This window comes from Alteromonas sp. Cnat3-28, assembly GCF_022348265.1.
Lineage (GTDB): Bacteria > Pseudomonadota > Gammaproteobacteria > Enterobacterales > Alteromonadaceae > Alteromonas > Alteromonas macleodii.
Genome location: NZ_JAKREY010000004.1, coordinates 236,638 through 259,669, shown reverse-complemented (window position 1 = coordinate 259,669; position 23,032 = coordinate 236,638). Strand labels below are relative to the sequence as shown.

Annotated in this window: 19 protein-coding genes; 11 read left to right on the top strand and 8 right to left on the bottom strand. The window is 45.1% G+C overall.

All coding sequences use genetic code 11. From position 1 onward, the window contains the following. Window positions 1-16: 16 nt before the first annotated feature. Window positions 17-2,902: a pitrilysin family protein gene (locus tag MHM87_RS06555; protein WP_239258163.1), complete on the bottom strand. Its 2,886-nt coding sequence runs from the start codon at window positions 2,900-2,902 to the stop codon at window positions 17-19. Between the two features lie 337 nt (window positions 2,903-3,239). Here MHM87_RS06555 and MHM87_RS06550 point away from each other — a divergent pair, with 337 nt between their 5' ends. From MHM87_RS06550 to MHM87_RS06540, 3 genes are all read left to right on the top strand, one after another. Continuing rightward, complete coding sequence (locus MHM87_RS06550) at window positions 3,240-3,806, top strand: Hpt domain-containing protein (RefSeq protein WP_239258161.1); 567 nt, start codon at window positions 3,240-3,242, stop codon at window positions 3,804-3,806. Next, window positions 3,806-4,558: a pseudouridine synthase gene (locus tag MHM87_RS06545; RefSeq protein ID WP_168463361.1), complete on the top strand. Its 753-nt coding sequence runs from the start codon at window positions 3,806-3,808 to the stop codon at window positions 4,556-4,558. Before MHM87_RS06550 ends, MHM87_RS06545 begins: the two co-directional genes overlap by 1 nt. Before the next feature lie 92 nt (window positions 4,559-4,650). Then, complete coding sequence (locus MHM87_RS06540; RefSeq protein ID WP_239258159.1) at window positions 4,651-5,592, top strand: 2-dehydropantoate 2-reductase; 942 nt, start codon at window positions 4,651-4,653, stop codon at window positions 5,590-5,592. 40 nt (window positions 5,593-5,632) lie between these two features. Here the strand turns inward: MHM87_RS06540 and lysS are convergent, their stop codons facing one another. Then, on the bottom strand, window positions 5,633-7,201 hold the full coding sequence (gene lysS, locus MHM87_RS06535; protein WP_075176188.1) for a lysine--tRNA ligase: 1,569 nt from the start codon (window positions 7,199-7,201) through the stop codon (window positions 5,633-5,635). A 23-nt stretch (window positions 7,202-7,224) separates the two neighbouring features. Continuing rightward, window positions 7,225-8,323 (bottom strand): peptide chain release factor 2 gene (prfB, locus tag MHM87_RS06530; protein WP_152910863.1). Its coding sequence is split into 2 segments (ribosomal slippage): window positions 7,225-8,247 and window positions 8,249-8,323, totalling 1,098 coding nucleotides; the frame shifts between segments, so codons are not numbered across the junction. A 212-nt stretch (window positions 8,324-8,535) separates the two neighbouring features. On the opposite strand from prfB, the gene MHM87_RS06525 reads away from it, so the two are divergent. Further along, on the top strand, window positions 8,536-8,853 hold the full coding sequence (locus MHM87_RS06525; protein ID WP_239218406.1) for a hypothetical protein: 318 nt from the start codon (window positions 8,536-8,538) through the stop codon (window positions 8,851-8,853). 226 nt (window positions 8,854-9,079) lie between these two features. Here the strand turns inward: MHM87_RS06525 and MHM87_RS06520 are convergent, their stop codons facing one another. Continuing rightward, a complete protein-coding gene (locus MHM87_RS06520) occupies window positions 9,080-10,165 on the bottom strand; it encodes an alkene reductase (protein ID WP_239258157.1) in 1,086 nt (361 codons plus the stop codon). Window positions 10,166-10,454: 289 nt separating this feature from the next. On the opposite strand from MHM87_RS06520, the gene MHM87_RS06515 reads away from it, so the two are divergent. Together MHM87_RS06515 and MHM87_RS06510 are read left to right on the top strand one after the other, a co-directional pair. Continuing rightward, entirely contained in the window at window positions 10,455-11,513 is a 1,059-nt protein-coding gene (locus tag MHM87_RS06515) for an FAD-binding oxidoreductase (RefSeq protein ID WP_239258155.1), read from the top strand. After that, entirely contained in the window at window positions 11,510-12,664 is a 1,155-nt protein-coding gene (locus tag MHM87_RS06510; RefSeq protein ID WP_239258152.1) for an acyl-CoA desaturase, read from the top strand. The genes MHM87_RS06515 and MHM87_RS06510 overlap by 4 nt, the downstream gene beginning before the upstream one ends. On the opposite strand, the gene MHM87_RS06505 is transcribed toward MHM87_RS06510, so the two are convergent. After that, window positions 12,642-13,079 (bottom strand): DUF2177 family protein, encoded by a 438-nt coding sequence (locus tag MHM87_RS06505; protein WP_014948742.1) that lies wholly within the window; start codon window positions 13,077-13,079, stop codon window positions 12,642-12,644. The two genes, MHM87_RS06510 and MHM87_RS06505, sit on opposite strands and share 23 nt — an antisense overlap. Window positions 13,080-13,356: 277 nt before the next feature. Between MHM87_RS06505 and MHM87_RS06500 the strand changes: the two genes are divergently transcribed. Further along, complete coding sequence (locus MHM87_RS06500) at window positions 13,357-13,728, top strand: hypothetical protein (protein ID WP_014948739.1); 372 nt, start codon at window positions 13,357-13,359, stop codon at window positions 13,726-13,728. A gap of 69 nt (window positions 13,729-13,797) precedes the next feature. On the opposite strand, the gene MHM87_RS06495 is transcribed toward MHM87_RS06500, so the two are convergent. Beyond that, a complete protein-coding gene (locus MHM87_RS06495) occupies window positions 13,798-14,256 on the bottom strand; it encodes a hypothetical protein (RefSeq protein WP_239258150.1) in 459 nt (152 codons plus the stop codon). Window positions 14,257-14,503: 247 nt separating this feature from the next. Here MHM87_RS06495 and MHM87_RS06490 point away from each other — a divergent pair, with 247 nt between their 5' ends. After that, window positions 14,504-15,382, top strand: a complete 879-nt coding sequence (locus MHM87_RS06490) for a DUF417 family protein (protein WP_239245523.1) — start codon at window positions 14,504-14,506, stop codon at window positions 15,380-15,382. A 61-nt stretch (window positions 15,383-15,443) separates the two neighbouring features. Here MHM87_RS06490 and MHM87_RS06485 read toward each other — a convergent pair whose 3' ends face one another. Together MHM87_RS06485 and MHM87_RS06480 are read right to left on the bottom strand one after the other, a co-directional pair. Beyond that, window positions 15,444-18,302: a diguanylate cyclase gene (locus MHM87_RS06485; RefSeq protein WP_343213315.1), complete on the bottom strand. Its 2,859-nt coding sequence runs from the start codon at window positions 18,300-18,302 to the stop codon at window positions 15,444-15,446. A 102-nt stretch (window positions 18,303-18,404) separates the two neighbouring features. Next, the gene (locus MHM87_RS06480) at window positions 18,405-19,619 is read right to left on the bottom strand and encodes an endonuclease/exonuclease/phosphatase family protein (protein WP_049585789.1); all 1,215 of its coding nucleotides are present in this window, start codon (window positions 19,617-19,619) and stop codon (window positions 18,405-18,407) included. 302 nt (window positions 19,620-19,921) lie between these two features. Between MHM87_RS06480 and MHM87_RS06475 the strand changes: the two genes are divergently transcribed. The 3 genes from MHM87_RS06475 to MHM87_RS06465 all read left to right on the top strand — a co-directional run bounded on the left by MHM87_RS06475 (window position 19,922) and on the right by MHM87_RS06465 (window position 23,005). Next, on the top strand, window positions 19,922-20,971 hold the full coding sequence (locus tag MHM87_RS06475) for a PLP-dependent cysteine synthase family protein (RefSeq protein WP_061094541.1): 1,050 nt from the start codon (window positions 19,922-19,924) through the stop codon (window positions 20,969-20,971). Window positions 20,972-21,007: 36 nt separating this feature from the next. Beyond that, window positions 21,008-22,264, top strand: a complete 1,257-nt coding sequence (locus MHM87_RS06470) for a DUF2891 domain-containing protein (RefSeq protein WP_239258146.1) — start codon at window positions 21,008-21,010, stop codon at window positions 22,262-22,264. Window positions 22,265-22,369: 105 nt separating this feature from the next. Beyond that, a complete protein-coding gene (locus tag MHM87_RS06465) occupies window positions 22,370-23,005 on the top strand; it encodes a response regulator transcription factor (protein WP_239258144.1) in 636 nt (211 codons plus the stop codon). The last annotated feature ends 27 nt before the right edge of the window (window positions 23,006-23,032 follow it).

Genomic DNA, 23,032 nt, shown 5'->3' with positions numbered 1-23,032 from the left:
AACAAAAATCAATCTATCAGTTTAACGTTTCTCGGGTGTTACTCTCTACTGATAACTCGATAATTGGCATCGATAGCGCGTTTAACTGAGGCAAAATTTTAGCTTTATCGCCTACTACAATAATTTGCATCTTATCAAGATTCAAATATTGCTTTGCCAAGGTATCCATCGTTTTCTTATCAATATTGTTGATAATAGCAAGCTGCTCTTCACGATAGCCTTTATCAAGACCATAGCTAAGCAATTGCCTTAAAAAGCGCGCTTTACTGGTAGGTGTTTCAAATTCAAGTGCGTCGCTTAACGTAAAGGCATTGCGCATGAACGCAATTTCTTCCTCGGTTACACCTTCAGTGCGGTAGCGATTAATCTCTTTTAAAATTTCAGCGATACCTTCACCTGTGTTAGCAGCAGTGAGGTCGGTACTTGCTTCAAACCAGCCAAGGGTTTTGCCACCAACGAAACCACTATTTGCTCCATAGGTGAAGCCTTTATCTTCTCGAAGGTTCAGATTTATGCGGCTATTAAATGCTCCCCCTAATGGGAAGTTCATAAGGCGAGACTTAAAGTGATCGCCTGTCGCATCAAAAGGTAAGCTTCTATCAACAATAAATACTACCGACTGAACCGCTTCTGGGCTATCCACTAGGAAGATTTGGTTTTCTTCGTACTTGGGAAAATCGCTGTAATCAGCAAATTCATAGGAATTCCCCTTCCACTGACCAATAAAGTCTAGTGTATTCACCATGTCTTTTTTCGGTAAGTTACCAACAACGACGATACTCGCTTTATCTGGCGAATAGTAATTGGCATAAAACGTTTTAACATCTTCCAACGTGATATTCTGCACAGTTTGCAGCGTGCCTTCATCCGGCAGGCTCACGCGGTTATCTTCACCAAAAAGAACGAGGTCACGCGCGCGGCGAGCTAAGCTAGACGGCGTTTTCGCTTGTTGCTGCAAGCCTTGTACAACACGCTCTTTCATGCGGTCGAAATCTTCTTGAGTGAACGCAGGGTTGAACAGCTTTTCTTTTAACAGCGCTAGGGTTTCATCTAAATGCTTGGTTAAGGTAGAGACGTAAACTTGTGAGTATCTACCTGCAGTACTAAATCGGATAGCGCTACCCAGTTTTGCAAGTTCGCTGGCTAATTCTTCGTTGCTGTAATGCTTTGTAGTTTCATTCATAAGTAACGCGGTTAAGTAGGCCGTACCCGCTTTACCCTCAGGGTCTAGCAACATGCCTCCATCCATACCTAATGTAAGCGTTACCGTTGGCGTTTCGGTGCTGGTTACGCCAAGTATTTCAATGCCGTTAGCAAGTTCAGACTCCCAATAATCAGGAACTTCCACAACCGGTGCCTCACCGGCTTTCGGCATTACGCTTCTATCAAAGCTAGGGGCGGTATTGGTAGATAGGGCACTGGTAACAGCTTCATTTTCAGACACTTCTACCGTATCGATTTCAATATTTCTCACCGGACGTTCAAAGGTCTGCTCAGCCGCAGCGAGCTGAACCTGCCCTTTGGGCACCACGCTTAATACAACGCTATTTGCGTCTTTAATGTATTTATTGTAAACACGCATAACGTCTTCAGCAGTTACGGCGTTATAGCGCGCAATATCTTCGGCAATCAAATCTGGCGTTTGGTAAAAGGTTTCGTTAGCGGCGAGGGCTGACACTTTGCCAGACACACTTTGTAAGCCAAATACCGTACGCGCTTCAATTTGTCCTTTTGTACGCGCTAAATCATCTGCCGTTACACCACGTGTCTCAAACTCTTTTAGGGTTTCATTCAGTACGTTCTGGAGAGTAGAAAGTGAGGTAATTTTTGCAGGGTTAGCCAAAGCGAGTAGCTGGAATTCACAGGCAAGTTCGCGGCAAGGGTGAGACACCACGGCTTGCACCGCCATGCCTTCTTTCACTAGGTTTTTGTAAAACAGTGAGGTTTTTCCACCGCCTAAAATATCGGCCAATACGTCCAGTGGCGCTTCGTCTTCATGGCGACCATACACTGTAGGATAAGTTATTTGCAGAAGCGGAAGATGAACTTTATCTTCTAACGTTACATAACGGGTTTCGTCTAGCGTTACTGGCTGAGGCTCAGGCTCTTCTACTTTCGGTCCTGTTGGGATTTCCCCAAAGTACTTGTTCACCCACGCTTTGGTTTTGGCTACGTCGATATCGCCACCAATAGTTAGGACCGCATTGTTCGGGCCATACCAGCGCTTAAAAAAGGCTTTTAGGTCATTGACGTCAACCCGGTCTAAATCTTCTACATAGCCGATAGTCATCCACGAGTATGGATGCCCTTCAGGATATAGCGCTTCACCATTAAGCTCGAAACGCAATCCATAGGGCTGATTGTCCACTCGTTGCGCACGCTCGTTTTTAACCGTTTCTCTTTGGTTTTCAAACTTAGTTTGATCTACGGCCTCTAAAAGATAGCCCATTCTGTCAGATTCTAGCCAAAGGACTTTCTCCAATTGGTTAGCCGGTACGGTTTCAAAATAGTTAGTGCGATCGGTATTGGTTGTGCCGTTTAAGTTACCGCCCGATTCTGTAATAACCTTAAAATGCTGCTCATCGGCAACGTGTTTTGAGCCTTGAAACATCATGTGCTCAAAAAAGTGAGCAAAACCCGATTTACCTACCTCTTCTCGCGCAGAGCCAACGTGATAGGTAACGTCAACATGAACCAGTGGATCAGAATGGTCTTCGTGGAGAATGACGGTAAGTCCGTTTTCTAATGTGTACTTTTCGTAAGGAATAGACACGGTGTTCGACGAATCAGCTACTGTGTTTAGTTGGTTATTCGTCTTCTCTTCCTGTACGTGCTGACACGCTGTTACTGCAATGACGCCTATGGTCATAACGAAGGTACGTAGGGTCAGTTTTCCTGACATGATGATTCCTTTTAAATTACTACACATTCTTCACTCTGCCTTTTCACTCTGTATTCACTGAGTGGTACTTGGCTTATTGGGTGAAAACAGAGGTTGCTATCTCTATAGCGCAAGCGAATTTTCGAAGACTACCAGACTTTTTAGCGCTTTACTTGCTTCGACTTTGCTATGATTGTATTAATTTGTGTATTTCTGAAATACACTTACACTTCATAGTCTTTTGTAAAATAGGCTTTAGCCAGTTGAATTCGCTAAGTGGTACGAATGAACTGACAAACGGTTTCCATTTGGAATAGAAATAGCCCAATAGAAGTTGCGAAATAAAAAGGATAGTTGCATGGATCAGTCAACAACAGTAGTCGATATTGATTTTGGAATGTCACAGCTAAGTGGTAACAAAAAACTGTTGTTCACCCTACTTGGTAAGTTTACGGACGAATACCGTTCTCTTGATGCTGACTTGCAGGCGCATGTTGCTAAGGGTGATTTTAATGAGGCTTACTCTCTTGTTCACACACTAAAAGGCGTGACAGGAAACCTAGGGCTTTTTGCTTTGCACAATGCGAGCAAGCCTGTAGAAAGCGGCTTTAGAAACGACAAATGCGTTGCTGAACAATACCCTGCGTTTATCGCAGTACTTGATGAAACCATTGCTGCGGTTGATGCGTTGATCAAAGAGCCAGAAGTCACAGCTTCTGCCCCGGCACCGGCGAATGGAGCAGCAGCTGAGCAAGCGCGAAAACAGTTAATGACAGCGCTGAAAGCGAGCGAGTTTATCGCCCAGGACAAACTGGATGAATGGCTAGATGCCCTTGCCCTACCACAAGAAAAGCGCTCGGCTATTATCGATGCGGTAGACGAACTTGACTATGAAGAAGCCATTTCAGAGTTAGAAAATAGCTAGTGCAGCCGATCCCCGTTCTCTTTGAAAATACAGACCTCATTATTGTTAACAAGCCTATTGGCATTGCTATGCACGATGCCACCAGTGAGGCAGATGTTAGAGAAAATATTGCCGAAAACGGCGAACCAGAAAAAATAGACGGCATTGTAACCCGATTAAAAAAGCAGTTAGCCGTAACAGAACTGCATCTATGCCACCGCTTAGATACGGGCACGTCGGGCTGCTTGTGTCTTGCTAAAAATGCAGCTGTAGCCGGAGAAATTGGCGAGCTTTTCTCATCACGACGTGTGAGCAAATACTACTTGGCGCTAAGTGATCACAAGCCTAAAAAGAAACAAGGCACGATAATGGGCGACATGAAAAATCGTCGAGGCGGCCAGCGGATTTTGCTAAAAACCACAGAAAACCCGGCTATCACTCAGTTTTTCAGTAGCGCGGCTAAGCCCGGCACACGGGGCTTTATCGTAAAGCCTCACTCGGGGAAAACCCATCAAATTCGTGTGGCGCTTAAAAGCATTGGCGCACCTATTTTGGGTGATACACTTTATGGTGGTGAGGCATCAGACAGGCTGTATCTTCATGCATGGCATTTGCACCTACCTTTGTCTTCTGGTGAATTATCGGTTACGGCACCTTTCGATACAGGTGAAGTCATAAACGAAGCCGATGTGCAGACTTGGTACAACGGGCTTAATGCGCCTGAGACTTATCCATGGCCTTCCCTGCCCGCACGCTTTTTGCCGGCGTGCTAAGGGAAAACGCGAACGGCCTAATAGGTGCTAACCTAATAGGTGCTAATAGTCATAATAAAATAGAAGCTACTTTGAATGTTTAATAGGTGCTAATGGGTAAACTACATATAGTTGGCGGCGGTGCCATAGGAAGCCTAATTGCTGCGAGCGCCCAGAAAAATGCCGTGCCGTATGACTGCTACCCCAGAGACATGAAAACCATGCCCTCTTGCGCACACTGGCAAAACGGCCAAACCACTTCGCTAAAACCTGCGAAGCCTTCACCTATCGTGTTACCTAAAAGTGATGTGCTGATAATCCCCTTAAAAGTATATCAACTTAAAGCAGCCCTATTGCAATGGCTTCCCTATCTCACACAACAACCTACCGTTGTGCTGCTTCACAACGGTATGGGCGGACTTGAGATCGCAAGAGATTTACTAGGTGGCGATTATCCGTTGCTTCTTGCTACAACCAGTCATGGCGCGTTAAAAGTAAGCGCGTCGAGCGGCGATTTTCATGTTAAGTATACTGGCGTTGGCGCAACGCAAATTGGCGCGCCTAATGTAGATAAGCCATCACCTCAAACATTAGACGCCCTTTCACAAATAGCGCCACAGCTAGCTAGCGCAATTGCGACGTTAGATAACGCACTTCCGCCGGTGCAATACCAAAATAATATTCTAAAAGCACTATGGACGAAGCTTTCCGTTAATGCTGTGATTAACCCACTAACGGCGCTTCACAATATCCAAAATAAGCATATTGCTAAGCCTGAATTTGAACAAAGCCGTATTTCAATTTGCAATGAGTTTACTCAGGTAGCGGATGCTTACGGGCTAGATTTTGATGCACTGTCAGTTCATGAAAATGTGCTGTCTGTAGCCAAGGCGACCGGAGAAAACTACTCAAGTATGCATCAGGATGTTGCTCACGGTAGACAAACAGAAATAGACGCCATCAACGGTTACATTGTAGATATGGCAACAAAAAAGGGTATCCCCGTTCCCGAGAATACCCTTTTAGTAGAGCGTGTTAAGACGCTGAAGCTTTAACAGCGCCGAGCACCTAAATCACGCTATTTGAGGATTAAGATTATTCTTGTTCACCCGCTTCTTGCGCGTCTTTTGGCGCCTGAGGCTTCATGTGTGGGAACAAGATAACATCTTTAATTGTTGAGCTATCAGTAAATAGCATAGCTAGACGGTCAATCCCGATACCTTCACCCGCCGTTGGCGGCAAACCATATTCAAGCGCGCGAATGTAATCGTCGTCAAAGTGCATGGCTTCATCATCGCCTGCATCTTTTTCTTCAACTTGCTTCGCAAAACGTTCTGCCTGATCTTCCGGGTCGTTAAGCTCGCTAAAGCCATTCGCTAATTCACGTCCACCTACAAAGAACTCGAAGCGGTCGGTAATGAATGGGTTGTTGTCGTTACGGCGCGCAAGCGGTGATACTTCCCACGGATATTCTGTAATGAACGTAGGTTGAATAAGCTTCTCTTCCGCGGTTGCTTCGAAGATTTCGCAAAGGTACTTACCCGCACCCCAAATGCCGTCAACTTCAGGCTCTTTAATGTGAAGCTGTTTCGCCATTGCTTTAAGCGCGTCAAGGTTCGCCTCTGGGTCGCGAATAGCTTCCTCGTTAGCTTCTGGCCAATACTTAAGAATAGCTTCGCCCATGCTTAAGCGGTCAAACGGCTTACCAAAATCGTATTCAACTTCAGACGTTACGTTACCTTCAGCGTCTTTAGTTGTGTTTTTGATAATGCTTGTACCAAGAATATCTTCTGCCAGCGTGCGCAGCATATCTTCGGTAAGGTTCATCAGGTCGTTGTAGTCTGCATACGCTTGGTAGAACTCAAGCATAGTAAACTCTGGGTTGTGACGAGTTGATAAGCCTTCGTTACGGAAGTTACGGTTAATTTCGAATACACGCTCAAAACCACCAACCACTAGGCGCTTAAGGTAAAGCTCTGGTGCAATACGCAGGTACATATCGATGTCTAACGCATTGTGGTGAGTCACAAACGGCTTCGCCGTCGCGCCGCCAGGAATAACCTGAAGCATCGGTGTTTCTACTTCAAGGTAGTCACGTTCGGTAAGATAATTGCGAATACCGTTTACGATCTTGCTACGGATCATGAACGTTTTGCGCGTTTGTTCACTTGTGATCAAATCAACGTAGCGCTGGCGATATTTCGTTTCCTGGTCACTCAAACCGTGGAATTTTTCTGGCAATGGACGAAGTGCTTTGGTTAGCAACTCGTATTGCTCCATGTTCACGTAAAGGTCGCCTTTACCTGACTTATGCAGCTCACCCGCCACGCCAATAATGTCGCCAATATCTAGTGCGCCATATTTTGCTTTAAGGGCTTTTTGCGTGTCTTTATCTGCGTATGCCTGAATGCGGCCAGTCATATCTTGAAGCAACATGAAAGGACCACGCTTTGCCATAATACGGCCAGCGATGCTTACTTTGTTACCCTGCTCTTGTAGCGTTTCTTTGTCGAATTCACCGAACTTAGCTTGAAGCTCATCCGCATAGTTTTCGCGACGGAAGCTGTTTGGGAAACCGTTTGCACGGCACTGCTCGCGAATAGCGCTTAGCTTAGCACGGCGCTCTGCAATCAATTTGTTATCGTCTGTTTGTTGGTCAGTCATAACCTTTCACTTCGTTGTTCGGTTTACAGCCCGGATTTCAGGCTGGCTTCAATAAATTTGTCCAAGTCGCCATCCAGCACGGCTTGAGTGTTGCGTGTTTCCACGCCAGTACGCAAATCTTTAATGCGGGAGTCGTCCAAAACGTAAGAGCGTATTTGGCTTCCCCAGCCGATATCAGACTTGCTGTCTTCCATCGCTTGTTTTTCAGCGTTTTGTTTTTGCAGTTCAAACTCATAAAGTTTGGCTTTTAACTGCTTCATCGCCTGATCTTTGTTTTTGTGCTGCGAGCGGTCGTTCTGACACTGCACCACAATGCCCGTAGGTTCATGGGTAATACGTACCGCTGAATCTGTTCTGTTTACGTGCTGGCCACCCGCGCCCGATGCGCGATAGGTGTCTATACGTAAATCAGACGGGTTGATTTCAATATCGATGTCGTCATCAATTTCAGGATATACAAACGCAGATGAAAACGACGTATGACGGCGGTTGCCCGAGTCAAACGGCGATTTACGTACTAAGCGGTGTACGCCTGTTTCTGTGCGTAGCCAGCCAAACGCATATTCGCCCTGAACGCGCAGCGTAGCACTTTTAATGCCCGCGACTTCGCCTTCCGACACTTCAATAAGTTCCGTTTTGAAACCGTGCGCTTCGCCCCAACGCAAATACATGCGCAGCAGCATGTTGGCCCAATCTTGTGCTTCTGTACCACCAGAGCCCGACTGAATATCAATATAACAGTCGTTTTCGTCGTTAGGGCCAGAAAACATGCGGCGAAACTCAAGCACTTCTAGCTGCTCAATTAAGCCTTCAAGCTCACTTTGGGCCTCAACGAAGGTATCTTCATCTTCGGCTTCAACGGCCAATTCAACGAGACCTTCAACGTCTTCAGTTCCCTGATCGAGCTTGTGGATCGTCTCTACGATTTGCTCTAGGGTGACTTTTTCTTTGCCAAGGGCCTGCGCTCTGTCTGGCTCGTTCCAAACGTCAGGACTTTCTAACTCTCGGCTAACTTCTTCTAAACGCTCTGACTTTGCATCAAAGTCAAAGATACCCCCTAAGCGCTTCAGTGCGCTCGCGGATATCTTTTATCGCATTCATAACGGGGTTTATTTCAAACATAGTCCGCTTATTTCGTTAAAAATTTAAGACCGCGGATAGTACCGAATTTGAAGGAATTTTGATAGGGGTTGGCGCAAATATTGCGACACTGGGCTTGTGCTAATTTTCGTATGGATTTTAAGCACCTTCGTTGAAGCGAGTATTTTCACCGTTCAATGGCGCGCACATACTGTTGGGTAGGCTGTCTTAGCCCATACAAATAGAGTAAATGTTTGAAAAAGCAGCCTTCAGCTGCACTAGTTTGGAGCATTATTGCTTATTGTCGCGTGCGTTTAGTGTGCGAATTGATTGGAAAATCTTTTAGGAAAAGTATGTCGTTCAATAATTTGTCTTATGCCGTTATCGGCGTACTTCTCGGTCTTTTTGTATTGGCCTTGGGCCAACTCGTCGATTGCCAGAACCTTGCCGGGGCGACGATGGCGTTGCAGTGCCCCAACGGCACGCCCATTTCTAAATTGTGGCTTGCCACGTCAATGTTAATAGCGGGAAGCGGAATTTTCACTTGGCTATATCGCAATCGTAAATATTAACCGTAAAGTGCAGAAATGACTCGGTGAGTATCAACGGTGTTAACACATCACTGCGTATAACTGTTACGTAATGAGTCTAACTGCTGACTGACGAAAGTAAGATTTAGAACGAACAACATGTTTTAAGTGCTGTTCGTTCTGGTAAAAAAAGAGCCATGCTCACTTTTAATGGATTGCCCCTTTTTCCTGAGCAAAGTGTTTTTTACACACCCGCTGGAATTTCCGGCTATTTAGCAAAAGAATAATCTGTGTAGCCCTTCTCACCACCACCAAATAACGTATCGGGGTTGTGCTCATTCAGCGGTACATTATTCGCCAGTCTGTAGGGTAAATCTGGGTTCGCCACGAAAGGTCGACCAAAACCAATCATATCTGCCCACCCTTCAGTTAGAGCTTGTTCGGCACGCTCTGTGTCGTACTTTCCGGCATAAATGAGCAGACCGCTATAGGCTTCCCGAATAGCCATCTTGAATGATATTGGCATTTGCGGCGCATCATCCCAGTCGGCTTCAGCAATATGCATATAGCCAATCTTGAAACTATTAAGCATGGAAGCAATAGCAAGATAGGTCTCTTCGGGATTGTCGTCGACCGTCCCGTTTAATGTTGTTAGGGGCGCCAAACGTACACCTACTTTATCAGCGCCAATTTCCTCAGACACAGCCTGCACCACTTCTTTCAAGAATCGAATACGGTTCTGTACACTTCCGCCGTATTCATCAGTTCTTGTATTACTTTGAGAATCAATAAACTGGTTAAGCAAGTAACCATTAGCCGAATGCAACTCAATGCCATCAAATCCGGCATCTACGGCATTGCGCGCCGCAACGCGATACTCTTCCACCACGGCTTTTATATCTTCAATGCTCATTTCTCGGGGCATGACCGACTCAACAAAGCCAGGGTTGCCGCTTTCATCAACAAATACTTTTACGCCTTTTGCTTGAATCGCCGATGCGCTAATTGGCTGCTGCCCCTCTGTATTTGAAGGATGGGATACGCGGCCCACGTGCCAAAGTTGCGCAAACATCACACCACCCGCTTCATGGACTTTATCTGTTACCAACTTCCAGCCATCGATTTGCGCCTTGGTATAAATACCCGGCGTCCACGCATAACCCTTACCGAGTGCCGATATTTGTGTGCCTTCACTCACAATAAGCCCTGCACTTGCGCGCTGAGCGTAATATTCAGCCATAAGGGTGTTGGGCACATCTCCCGGCTGTGTTGAGCGGGAGCGGGTCATTGGCGGCATAACAACCCGATTGTTCAGCGTTTTTCCAGCCAGCGATATGCTTTCAAATAATTTCATAATACGATCCTTTGAACTTTATTCTTGCAATTTACACGTTTAGATAACGGTAAATATAAGGCCCTATAGCTGGCTTAGAACCCGTACTTTTAACAAAGCACTTTTGCATTTTTCACAAAAGTACCGGTGTATTTCGACGACGTTATCCCAAATTTCATGCATCTCCTCTTGACGCAGAAAAAATTAAGCTTACACTTGTGCGCTGAATTAGCGTACAAGTGTAAGCTAATATATTTTCATCCTTTTTGTATTTAAGATATTCCGACGAAATACAGGTGTGATTTCTACATTGAGACTATTACTAGATAAATTCACTGATCGCATTTTTCACCATGCCTCTTGGAAGGGCTACTGGGAAGTGCTGATGCAGCAAGTTAGACCCGCGTGGCGCGATGGGTATTTCAGAGCTAGGGTCGTGACCGTAAAAAAACTGAGCACGGATATGCTCGAGGTGTTACTTATACCAGAGAGGTCTTGGCCAACGCATGTTGCAGGGCAACATATCGCATTAACCATAGAAATTAATGGCAGGCTCACCACTCGCGTGTTTACCATAGCGAGTGGTGCTAACACCCGACAAAAAGAAAAGCAGATTCGTCTTGTAACCAAGGTTAAAACTCAGGGCGCATTAACACCTTATCTTCACTCTTGTGTGCCTAATCAATGGGTAAATATCTCAGCCCCTATGGGGGAATTTATCTGGCCGAAGGTTGAAAAGCCCCTACTTATGATAGCGGGCGGCTCGGGTATAACTCCTTTCATTGCCATGCTTGACGATGCCGTCAACAACGCGCAGCTAAACCATACACCGGTACACTTACTTTATTTTGCTAAGCCGGACGAGCATGTATTACTCAATGAATTATCAGCGTTCAGTCAGCGCTGTGAGCACTTCACCTATGATATTTTGAGCAAACAAAAAAACGGAGACGTAGAAGCGCATTTGTGTAACTTTGCCAATGCACACTGGTTAGTGTGTGGTCCACATGCCATGTTCGAGCAAGTTGAAAGTTATGCAAAAGCGATCAACGTGCCTGTTTCGAGCGAGCACTTCGCTGCGCTTCCTGTGGTGAGCAACACCAGCCTTACCGAAATCGAAACCTTTTCCCTGGTACACAATGGCCAATCTTTGGCTATCGACAATCAGCAAACCCTACTTATACAACTTCAGCAAGCAGAACAACCTGTGACTTATGGCTGTGGCATGGGAATTTGTCATCAATGCCAATGTGTTAAGAAACGGGGCGTAGTGAGAGATACCCGCACGGGTGAGCTTTCAGATAGCGCAGAGCAACTTATTCAGCTGTGTGTATCACAAGCCGTTACTGATTTGGAGATTCAACTATGAACACCAGCGTTGCAATAGACAACCAACACCGTGAAGAAGCCATCGAACAGGCGCATGCTCCGATAAGTGAAACCAAAGCTATTCGGTCAACGAGCACTAAAGAGAAACCGAACTACGAGTTACTTGCCGCTCAGCTTGATGAAATTAAAGCTGACATTAAACGAAAAGTGGGCGCTGAAGATGCGGCCTATATCCGACGTATTATTCTTGTTCAGCGAATTTGCGAGTGGAGCGGACGGATACTTTTAATGTTGGGGTTCATTCAACCGCTGCTCTGGGTTGCCGGCGTATTGAGTTTAGCTACAGCAAAAATTCTCGATAATATGGAAATAGGCCACAACGTAATGCACGGCCAGTACGATTGGATGAACGACAAACACATTAATTCGAAAGGCTATGAGTGGGATATTGCCTGCGATGGTGCGAGCTGGAATCGCGTTCATAATTACGAGCATCACACGTATACCAATATTATTGGGAAAGACAGAGACTTTGGCTACGGCTTGCTTCGCCTGTCTAACGATTTTAGATGGCGTGTAAAAAACCTATGGCAGTTTGCGACTTACATCGTACTTAGTGTTTTATTTCAGTGGGGTGTGTCGTATCACGAAATGGCCGCTGAGCGGGTCTTTTTTGGAAAAAAGAAGGACAACCGTAAGAATCAGGTTACCCATAATGAACTTAAGAAACGCTTTTTTAGTAAAGGCGCACGTCAGTTAGTAAAAGATTATGTACTATTTCCTTTATTAGCTGGGCCGTTATTTTTATGGGTATTTACCGGCAACCTTATCGCCAATTTGTTACGCAATTTATGGACATCTACTATTATCTTTTGCGGCCATTTCACTGGCGACGTGGAAACGTTTAAACAAGAAGATTGTGTTAATGAAACCCGAGGGCAATGGTACTACCGACAAGCGCTGGGCTCGTCGAACATAAAGGGCGGAAACCTGTTTCACGTGCTTACTGGGCATTTAAGCTTTCAAATTGAGCACCACCTGTTTCCAGATATCCCAGCCAGACGCTACCGAGAGATGGCCCCCAAGGTAAAAGCCGTATTCGAAAAACACGGCATGCACTACAACACTGGCAGCTTTTTAAAACAATACGCCAGCGTGTTAAAACGCATTATTCGCTACTCTTTCCCTTAACCAGTTGAAACCCTAACCAGCCGGCCATGGCGCTAGCGCTGGTTAGGCACGTACCCCACGCCCAATCAATCAACATGATAAACAAAGTAAAACCTTCAATAATGCTGTACGCCGTTAAATTGTAGGCGCCATAACTGGCCAACCCTAGAAGCGCGCCATCGATCCCTGCATAAAGTAACGACTTATCTCTGTTCGCCACCACAGCAAGTACAAACACCACACATCCATACATGAGGTAAAAAACCACCCAAGGCCACGTGATAAATTGACTTCTAAGCAGAGGAGCCATTTCACTTTGATACCAGCCATCCGCAATAACGCCAAGCCACAAGAAGTCGAGCACACCAAAACACACAAAGATTGCAATTAACGACACGACGATGTTTTTCGCAAAGCGAATGATGTTGGAAAGCATGGAACCTATCCCTGTAAATAAGCAAATTGCGGATGCAAGTGATTTAAAATATGAATACGCAAGTGTTGCACAATAAGCGCACCGCGAGAATGCTAAACCTTAAAAAACAAATCCACACTTTACTTAAAACTTACACTGGGTACTGCAACTAAAGAGGCGTTTGAATCTCAAAGTGACGTGGTTCAAATAAGCGTTAAATAAAATGAATAAAACACTATTAGTAATAACGACCTCTTTGATTGTCAGTGCGTGCGCTCATAGGCCACCACCTTTAGACATGGATGAAATATTTTTTGAAACGAAGATCAAGCAAGACGGTACCAAGCTCTTCGCCTTTAGCATTCCGTTAATGCAGCATCGTGACAGTGCCAAAGGTGGCGGTAAAGGCGGCCGTGGTCAGGGAGGCGAGCGAAGTGGTCGTGGCGGTCGCAAAGGACAGGAAAGTCGCGAAGGCTCGTCACATAGCAGCGATAGAATGACTGAGCAACTTTATACATCTCTAGATGAGAAACTGGATGAGACCGGTTACTGCCAAACGGGCTTTCTAGAAATAGATACACACCAAACCGAAGATAGGCTTCACCTATTAGGTGAGTGCAATGAAACGGCGAGCGAACTGGACAAAATCGAGTTCCCCAACGTTAATTAACCCGCGTTGTTGTGAAGCGCATTGCCGATGGCGTGCGCTTCATTCAACGTTCGTTTGCTAAACAACCTCTTAGTCAACACACAAGGTATGCTCCACAACGCCGTTAGACACATAGGCTCTACAGCCGAATAAGTCCGTACTTTCTAAACACACGCCGCGCGCCTTTTCTCCCGCTTCCATATTATTGTTTTCCGTAACACAAGCCACTTCGCACTCGCTGCTGTCATTACACGCATTATCAGCATCGTTTGCTGGTAGCACACAAGCATGCGCCTGCTGTCGGCCTACTTTCTTCCAGTTACCACCGTGTTTATCGCACACTTTTTCAGACTCAATGGAATAGGCCTGCTGCACCAAAGGCAATGAGGTATCAACGACTTGCTCTAATCTTTCGACGTCTTCAACACTCGCGATTGGCTCATCAATAGGTTCTGGGGGCTGAGCGCCACAAGCAGACAAGGCTGCACACACGCCTGCTATTAACCAGACCCTAAAACGCTTCTGTGCTCTACTGCTTGCTTGTTTCATTTTTTCTCTCAATTTATTTTACTTTCTAAACCACTACTATTTAAGCCCTACACTACTTAAGACCTAAATTAATTAAGACCGCTGCTACTTATGACAACCGCTATTAGATAAGTTCTTATTTTGTCGATAAATCCTTATTTGCTTATTGCGCTATGCCTAATAAATTATCAAACCTATGAAATTTTAGTGCTACCTCGACGGGTCTCTACATACACTTCGCAAAACTAGCAGTATTTACGGACGCTTTATGACACTAAACCAAACCGAAAACATGGTCACCGCATTGCTCACTTTTAGCTTCGCAGTTCTTGGCCTAACATTTTTATTGGGTGCAAACCCCAATGCACTTATCGCTACATTTAATTTCTACTCGTTAGACACTGTGTTGAGCGAGAGTGCCCTTGGTGCTTTTTCAGGTATCGCATTGCTGTTACTACCGTTAATGACCATTGCAGCACGTTTTAGCCTTGTTTCAGCAAAAGCAGTAACAATATATGCCGCTTTTGTAACTGCCATTCCATTGCTGACGTTATTATCACCAACAAGATGGATGGCCGATTTAGGGGGCTTCCCGATTATTGGCAGCGGTCAAGGCATCATCAAGTACTTCGCAGTATTACCACTTTTCCTATTCTTGTTTTATCGCGAAAAATTTTCGCACAAGCAACTGACATACCTCAACTTTGCTCCTGTAGCCATGGTCTTATTATGGATAGGAGGCATGAAGTTTTTCGAGTTTGAAGCTAATGCGATTGTGGGGTTAGTTGAAACATCACCGTTTATGTCGTGGCTATATGCTGTGTTTAGCGTACAGGGGGCATCGAATGTAATTGGTGGGTTTGATGTCCTCTTTGCACTGCTATTGGGTGCGGGCATCTTTACTAAGAACAAGCCGATGCTCATTGCGAGCGGATTGGCTTGTTTATCGGTTTTTCTGATGACACAAACGTTTTTGTTTACTGTGCCGGATACCTTTAACAGCACGACTATCGTCAACCGCCTAGGTCAATTCGTTATTAAAGACCTTTGGTTTGTCGCTAATCTTGCTGTGGTGGCTTACTTTACGCTGTTCGAGGCAGTTTCACGAGAACGCGAAGAAGCGCAGTTGGGCCAATCGCCACAGTAAGGCTTTACGGCAAAGTCAGGTTAAAGATGTTGTAGTAATTAACCACTACCCCACTTATCGTTTATTCGAAAATGGTCACTTGGTTGCGGCCATTTTCTTTTGCAGTGTAAAGTGCTTGGTCGGCATGGGTTAACATTCTGTCGTGATCTCTCGCGCCATCTGCACTTGCTACACCAATACTGATTGTGACTTTCAGCGTTTGCGCTATAAAACTGAAATCATGTGCTGCCACGATTTTTCGAACATGATCCATAGCTACCCTTGCATTTATCAAGTCATATTCGGGTAACAACACAGTAAACTCTTCGCCGCCCCACCTTGCACATTTAGCATAATGCGGAACTTCGCGATTTAATATACGGGCCACCTCAGTAATGACTTTATCTCCTACTAAGTGAGAGTACTGATCATTTACCTGTTTGAAATGGTCGATATCGATAACGGCAAGACATAGAGGAGATTGTTTCGCTTTAGCCTCTTCAAAATATTGTACAAGCCAGCGGTCGAATGCTCGTCTATTTGCAATACCGGTTAGATCATCATGAGTTGCTTGGAACTCGAACCGCTTGGTTTGTAATTCTAATGATCTGGTTTGTTCATCGACCCTTTGTTTTAAAATCATTTCTGATTTTTTCAAGTGATGAAAACGTACTTTATAAAGTGCATAGATAACAAAACAGAAGAAAAGAAAAACCGAGAATTTAAAAGCAAATGTCTGATAAATGCTAGGGAGCACGCGAATAGAAAATGGTGACGTAATCTCTTGCCAGGTGCCTCCAATGTAACGAGCACGTACTTTAAACTGATAACGACCAGGTGCTAAATTAGTGTATTCAGTCATTCTAAATTGATGACGGTTAACCCAATCTTGGTCATATCCTACTAACATAGCCTGATACTCTATACGCGAAGGCATAGCGAAACCCAACCCTGCATACTGAAACGCTACTCGCGTGGTTAACGGCGTTACGTCTACTTCCCTTTTATCCGTATCAAATTGCTGGTCAGCACCGTCCAGTAGTACCGCCTCTATACTTACCGGAATAGGGAATTCACTCAACATGGCAAGGTTTGCAGGCGTCACTGTAGCGAGCCCTTTCGCAGTAGGAAGCCAAACATTTCCGTCTACATCGACAATCTGAGATGGCTGTGATCCACCATTGATTTGAATACTCGCCAGGCCATTTTCTTCCTTAAAATGTTCAAATTCCAATAATGCACTTGGATATGTCAGACACTCCTTAAGACTTGATAGTGAAGTGAGAATGACCCCTTGGTTTGAACTTAGCCATACACCGCTGTTGTGATCTATACCGATTGAAAACAGTTTATCTACGGGAAGCCCCTGCGACTTTTCGATTACACTAAGTGCCTGAGTAGCATTGTCAAAATACGCAAGGCCTCGATCGGTTGTAATCCAAGTTCCCTTTTCAACAACGCTAAAACTGAACGCGTGCTGCGCATCTGAATGTTCAGGAAACGACACTGTGTGCACAATACCCTGTTGGATATAGGCGAGCCCTATCCCTGTAGCAATCCAGATTCGTCCTTCACGATCTTCTGCCAAGCCCATCGAAAAATGGGCAGGTAGCCCATTTTGTTCATTAAAATGGCTTAGCTTTCCATCTGGTGTTTGTTGAACTACACCTTGCGCCGTGGCATACCAAACACTGTTATCACTCGCTAAAAGAATGGCCCTTACTTCATTACTCGGTAACCCTAAATGTCTATTGAGGTACGGAGTAAGTTGGTCGTTTTCATATCGCAGTACACCTTTTGTGTAGGTGCCAACTAACGTTACGTCTTCAGTTACCGCTGCCAAACTGAGTACAGAAAAGGCTTCACCCGTAGTGAGCGATGCGCTGGAAAACGCATCATTGGAAAATATATCTAATCCAGCACTTCCACCTGCTAAAAGTTGGCCATCAGACGTTTGCAAAACAGTTCGCAAAAAGTCTCCACTCATTCCTTGGCTTTGCGAGAATGTGGTAAATAGCGCACGACGCAGCCTAAACAAACCACCATTAGTGCCAATCCAGATATTTTTTTCCAAATCTTCAAGCAGTGAAAAAACGCGGTTGTTGGGAAGACCTGTTGTCGCATCCAGTTTCTCTAGGCCTAAGCCACTTAGACGGTAGAGGCCATGATTAATGGTGCCTACCCAAATGCTATTTTGATGATCAAGCAAAATACTACTAACTGATTTGTCGGCAAGTGAGCTGTGAAGTAGCGCGAAGGTACCGTTTGTTTGCTGCCAAACACCGTGTTCTGTGCCAACTAAAACACGTTTTTTGCTATCAAGAGCGAGAGTAAATGATGGACCAGAGAGTATGTTATGGTCGGGTACAGCTAGCTGAAATTTATCGTTTATGTATTTGAATAACCCTTGGCTTGTTGCAAACCAGATTACGCCAAATCCGTCTTCGATTATGCGGTAAGCACTCGAATTTACAATGTATTCTTTTTGCGTGCCGTCAGGCGTTCTCATTGCAATCCCCGTGTCTTCCAGCGCAAACCATAACACGTTATTACTGTCTCTGAATGCATGATTAACCATTGAAGACAGGGGCGCTTGAGCATGCCACTGCTCGGCAATAAGCGACGTTACACCGCCTCGGTTTCCTGCCACCAGTAGCTCGTCGCGGGGCTTGTTGTAATACAAGCTTCGAATGCCGGAGTCTGGTAATCCTGTTTGCGCGCCGCGGGTAAATACAGTGAACTGCTGACCATTAAACCGAGCTACACCTTCCCAGGTACCCGCCCATAGATACCCATTGGACGTTTGTGCTAGTGCGTGAATACTATTGTGAGGAAGCCCGTCTTTCGTTCCCCACGATTGAGGGAAATACCGGTTGAGCGGCATGAGCTGAGAAGACTCTACCGAAAAGCCATCTATGGGTATCACCCACAGCAAACACATCACAAAAGTGCGAGACACAAACTTCAATGGCTTCTCGGTACGTTATTAGATAGACAGTGTAATAATACCTCTATCTATTAACTAACACAAAAATTGTGGTTTTTAGTTATCGTCGGTCAACGACAAGCTAATCCAAACTAACCTGTGATCTGAGCTGGCTTCGCGGTCTTTAACTAATCGATATAGGTCACTGGTTTTTGCAGGCCAGAAAACGCCAGCATCGTTCACATCGAAGCCAAATCGAGATGGCAAAACATAGTCAGCTCTGGCTCCCCAATAGGCAGTAAAGCGGTTACTAAACTCTGCACCTGACGCGCCTGCACCACCTGCGCTTGTTGGAATGATGTCTTTATTAACTAACGGGTGCTCAGTTAACTGTTCAATTACACCCTCGCGATGTTTATCTCCAATATCCGCCGCGTTAAAATCACCAACAAGTACAAAACGCGCGTTCTCTGACAGGCTGACTTTCTCGCCATTATCATCGTAAATGTAGGCCCCTTTATCCGGAGAAAGATAATCTGCCATAAGCCTAATTTCGTCAAAGTTGCGCTTGCCGTTGCGATCCTCGCTTCCATCGAAATTAGGTGGTGTTGGATGCATAGCAAGTATGTGTACGGTTTTGCCCGCTACTTTCACCGGCACATCCCAGTGAGACTTAGAACTCAACCTTAGCGCGGCCCACTCTTCTACGTCGTACCATGGCTTGCCCTTGTCAGTACTTCCGCTCTCATCGGGAATAATAGGAACCCGTGGATGAGGCATGTGATGCCATTTAAACGTCTGAAAGGTGCGAATACCATCAACATCAATAGGGTATTTCGACAAAAGCGCCATACCATATTGCCCGGGATAAAGCCCAAAACCATATGCATCGCCACCAAAACCTTCTGCTTTGCCATTGTTATCTAAGTCGAATTTCGTGGGCTCCCCTGTGTTGACTGTGGCCACATACGTATACGGGTAATCCACAGGCTCAAGGCCGTCTTGTGAAACATTCAGGTAGTTCTTAACAAATGCTTCTACCCCTTTACGCTTATCTGCAATGTAGTCAAATTCGTTCAACATTAAGATATCGGGGTTAACGCGTTGAATAATTTCAGCAATGTTTTTAACTTGGCTATGCTCCCCCGTTGAAAGAACGTGTTGAAGTACCTGATCGCTTGGCTTCATACCCAACGCTTTGTAGTTAGTGGCTTCCATACTTACATTAAACGTTGCGACTTTAAGCATTTGCTCTTCTTGCGAGCTAGCCAGGGTAGATACAAATAATGCGGGTAAAAAAGCTATTGCACAGAGAAGCGCCCTATTTTTCATGTTGTTACCTGTAAGTAAAAGCGAAATGCAAAGATAGCAACTTTAGCGACTTATCTGAACTTTTTTGTTTTATTAAAGACCGTTGTATCAACAAGATGGTCATGCTCTCGCCCTTACATAAAAACGGAATTTATTTTCATAAATAAGACCCATTAAAGAAATATTTTTTACTATAAAGCACTAATACTAAAATAATAGAATCAAATACTCGCTCTTAACTGATATTCTAATTTTGTTTTATACAGCTAGCGTCAAGCGAACTACGCTTAACGTTTCACATTTTGGGTGAATGAGAGAAAGTTATGAAAAGCTGGGTTTCAAAAGCGATCAATATTATCAATGCAGATTATCAACGTTCGGCTGATACGCACTTAATCAAATTAGAGCAGATCGCTTTTAGAGATATTGATATCTACCTTAAAGATGAAAGCACCCATCCAACAGGCAGCCTAAAGCACCGTCTAGCCCGGTCCCTTTTTCTGTACGCCCTCTGTAATGGAAAAATTGTAGAAGGAACTACTGTGGTTGAAGCCTCGTCAGGAAGCACAGCGGTGTCTGAAGCTTATTTTGCTAAAATGATTGGCGTTCCGTTTGTTGCGGTTATGCCTAAATCTACCGCCCAAAGTAAAATCGCGCTTATTGAGCGATATGGCGGGCAGTGTCACTTTGTAGATTGCCCTACGCAAATGCACAGCGAAGCAACCAAAGTAGCTCACGAGCTCAATGGCTACTTTATGGATCAGTTCCTTTTCGCAGAGCGCGCTACAGACTGGCGTGGCAATAACAATATTGCTGAGAGTATCTTTGAGCAAATGAAAGCCGAGCCCCACCCTATTCCACACACCGTGGTTATGAGTGCAGGTACAGGTGGAACATCAGCCACCATTGGGCGCTACATTCGCTACAAAGGTCTCGCTTCTCAGCTTGTCGTGGTAGATCCAGAATTCAGTGTGTTTTTTGATAGCTTCAAAAACAACGATCATACACTTACTGCTACCCGTGGAAGCCGCATAGAAGGGATAGGACGCCCTAAAGTGGAAGCCTCTTTTCAGCATGACGTTATAGATGACATGATTGCCGTTCCCGATGCCGCCAGTATTGCAACCATGCATTGGTTAAACAACACCATGGGAATTAAAGCCGGCCCGTCTACCGGCACAAACCTATGGGGCGCATTAAGTATTGCTGAACAAATGAAGCAGCGAGGAGAAATGGGATCGATCGTAACGCTTATGTGCGACAGCGGAGAGCGGTATAGTGAAACTTACTATAATGCTAGTTGGGTAGAAAAGACCATTGGCTCATTCGCTGAATACACCACCAAACTAGAGGCCATCGGAGCCCCTGCTTAAATAGCCTGTTTCTGCTGTTTAAAGTGCTGCGGCGTTATGTATCGCGCAGCACTTTATTCAAAGCGTTTATCTCTATACATTGGCGATATACTTCTCATTGATAAAGCGCGCAAAATTATGATCAATACAAAAAACGTTGTTAGCTGTACAGTTGCATTCGTCACAGCGTTTGCTGCACACACTGCCTTTGCTAGCGGTACGTCGACTGTTGAAACTGCGAACACAAGCAACACTAGTATCAACCAAGCCGCAGACGCGACCGCCAACGCTGGCGTTCCTAACAACAATTACGAAAGCGTTTTTGCTAGCCTCGCGCTTCATTGTATTCATCAAGAGTTTCCAAATGTAGTGAAACACATGATGAATAACGACGACGACGTTAAAGCACCAAGTCAACTCTACCCAGCATTTTATGGTTGTTTAGACTGGCATTCATCAGTTCATGGCCATTGGCTTTTAGTAAGAATGCTAAACACTGCGCAAGATGCAGTGGATAAGGATGAGATCATTGAAAAGCTCAACATCAGCTTCACGCCTAAAAATATCCAAGGTGAATTGACGAGCCTTAAGCGTGAAAACAATGCCTCATTTGAACGCCCCTATGGTCTTGCTTGGTTCCTGCAGCTAACCGCTGAACTACGTCAATCTTCCCTTCCTGAAGCAACAAAATGGCTAAATACTTTACGTCCTCTCGAGGACGAAATTGTAGCCAGAGTAAGCGCATGGTTACCCAAATTAGCTTACCCAATCCGTACGGGTGAGCATAGCCAAACCGCCTTTGCTTTTGGCTTAATGTTGGATTGGGCGAAAACAGCAGGTAATAAGGAGTTTGAAGCGCTGTTAACGTCCAGGGTGAAAGACTACTATCAAGACGATACACAGTGCCCTCTTGCCTACGAGCCTTCGGGACAAGATTTCTTATCACCGTGTTTGGCCGAAGCTGATTTAATGCGAAGAGTAATGTCTAAAAAGGACTATAGCCAATGGCTTTCAGCGTTCTTTCCAAGCCTCACAGCTAGAACATCAAATTGGCTAGCTCCCGCTACAGTGACTGACAAGACGGATGGTAAACTCGCTCACCTAGACGGGCTGAACATCAGCCGAGCGTGGATGATAGAAGGCATAATGCAAGCTTTGCCTGAAGGTGACAAACGCTTACCTGTGCTTAAGAAAGCATTAAGTTCACATCGTGAGGCCGGGCTCAACGCGGTGTTTGGTGACATGCACTATATGGGCAGCCATTGGCTTGGCAGCTTTGCTAGCTACTTAGAAACACAGCGCGGTTTGAATTAACTTATATCCTACTAAAGTGTGAGATGAATGAGCACTAAAGTGCTATTCGTCTCACTCGCCTACCGTGGCATGCTCATTCCATGGTGATATGAATAAAGCGCAGCTATGGAAATTTTACTTGTTGATGATCACGCAATAGTGAGAGAAGGCTTTTCTACGCTGTTATCTTCGGTACTCGAAGGCGCTGTCGTCACCAATGCAAAAAATGCGCAGCAAGCCACAAATGCACTTCGTACCAACCACTTCGACCTCATTATTTTAGACATTAATTTAGGAACCACCAGCGGACTCACGCTAGCGGAATATATTGTCCAGCGCTGGAAGCACGCAAAAGTACTTATGTTCAGCATGTTCGATGATATTTCCATCATCGATAGAGCTATGAAACTAGGGGCAATGGGCTATGTTAGTAAACAAAGTGAACCTGATGTACTGATAAGCGCGGTGACATCTATCATTAAAGGCCGCCGTTATTTAGAACACAATACTGCCATTGAGCTCGCTACATTCAACCTGTCACATTCCGGAGGCAACTTAACAGATCTGACACAAAGAGAGTTGGATATATTCCTTGGTATAGCGAACGGGCTTTGCCGAAAACAGGTCGCTGAAAGCCTCAATATTTCTGAAAAGACGGTCTCAAACGTTATCACCCAGCTCAAGCGAAAACTTGAGCTACAGACAAATGCCGAGTTTGTTCACCTTGCCATAAAGCAGGGTTATATCAAAATTGCCAGCTAAACAAGCGCCACTAAACAAGGTCGGGAA

Bases quoted from the DNA above. Each gene is read 5' to 3' on its own strand.
- MHM87_RS06465 (WP_239258144.1), top strand. From the start codon at position 22,370: ATGGAAATTTTACTTGTTGATGATCACGCAATAGTGAGAGAAGGCTTT.
- MHM87_RS06490 (WP_239245523.1), top strand. From the start codon at position 14,504: ATGACACTAAACCAAACCGAAAACATGGTCACCGCATTGCTCACTTTT.
- MHM87_RS06495 (WP_239258150.1), bottom strand. From the start codon at position 14,256: ATGAAACAAGCAAGCAGTAGAGCACAGAAGCGTTTTAGGGTCTGGTTA.
- MHM87_RS06550 (WP_239258161.1), top strand. From the start codon at position 3,240: ATGGATCAGTCAACAACAGTAGTCGATATTGATTTTGGAATGTCACAG.
- MHM87_RS06475 (WP_061094541.1), top strand. From the start codon at position 19,922: ATGAAAAGCTGGGTTTCAAAAGCGATCAATATTATCAATGCAGATTAT.
- MHM87_RS06505 (WP_014948742.1), bottom strand. From the start codon at position 13,079: ATGCTTTCCAACATCATTCGCTTTGCGAAAAACATCGTCGTGTCGTTA.
- MHM87_RS06500 (WP_014948739.1), top strand. From the start codon at position 13,357: ATGGATGAAATATTTTTTGAAACGAAGATCAAGCAAGACGGTACCAAG.
- MHM87_RS06485 (WP_343213315.1), bottom strand. From the start codon at position 18,302: ATGTGTTTGCTGTGGGTGATACCCATAGATGGCTTTTCGGTAGAGTCT.
- lysS (WP_075176188.1), bottom strand. From the start codon at position 7,201: ATGACTGACCAACAAACAGACGATAACAAATTGATTGCAGAGCGCCGT.
- MHM87_RS06540 (WP_239258159.1), top strand. From the start codon at position 4,651: ATGGGTAAACTACATATAGTTGGCGGCGGTGCCATAGGAAGCCTAATT.
- MHM87_RS06510 (WP_239258152.1), top strand. From the start codon at position 11,510: ATGAACACCAGCGTTGCAATAGACAACCAACACCGTGAAGAAGCCATC.
- MHM87_RS06555 (WP_239258163.1), bottom strand. From the start codon at position 2,902: ATGTCAGGAAAACTGACCCTACGTACCTTCGTTATGACCATAGGCGTC.
- MHM87_RS06520 (WP_239258157.1), bottom strand. From the start codon at position 10,165: ATGAAATTATTTGAAAGCATATCGCTGGCTGGAAAAACGCTGAACAAT.
- MHM87_RS06470 (WP_239258146.1), top strand. From the start codon at position 21,008: ATGTATCGCGCAGCACTTTATTCAAAGCGTTTATCTCTATACATTGGC.
- MHM87_RS06480 (WP_049585789.1), bottom strand. From the start codon at position 19,619: ATGAAAAATAGGGCGCTTCTCTGTGCAATAGCTTTTTTACCCGCATTA.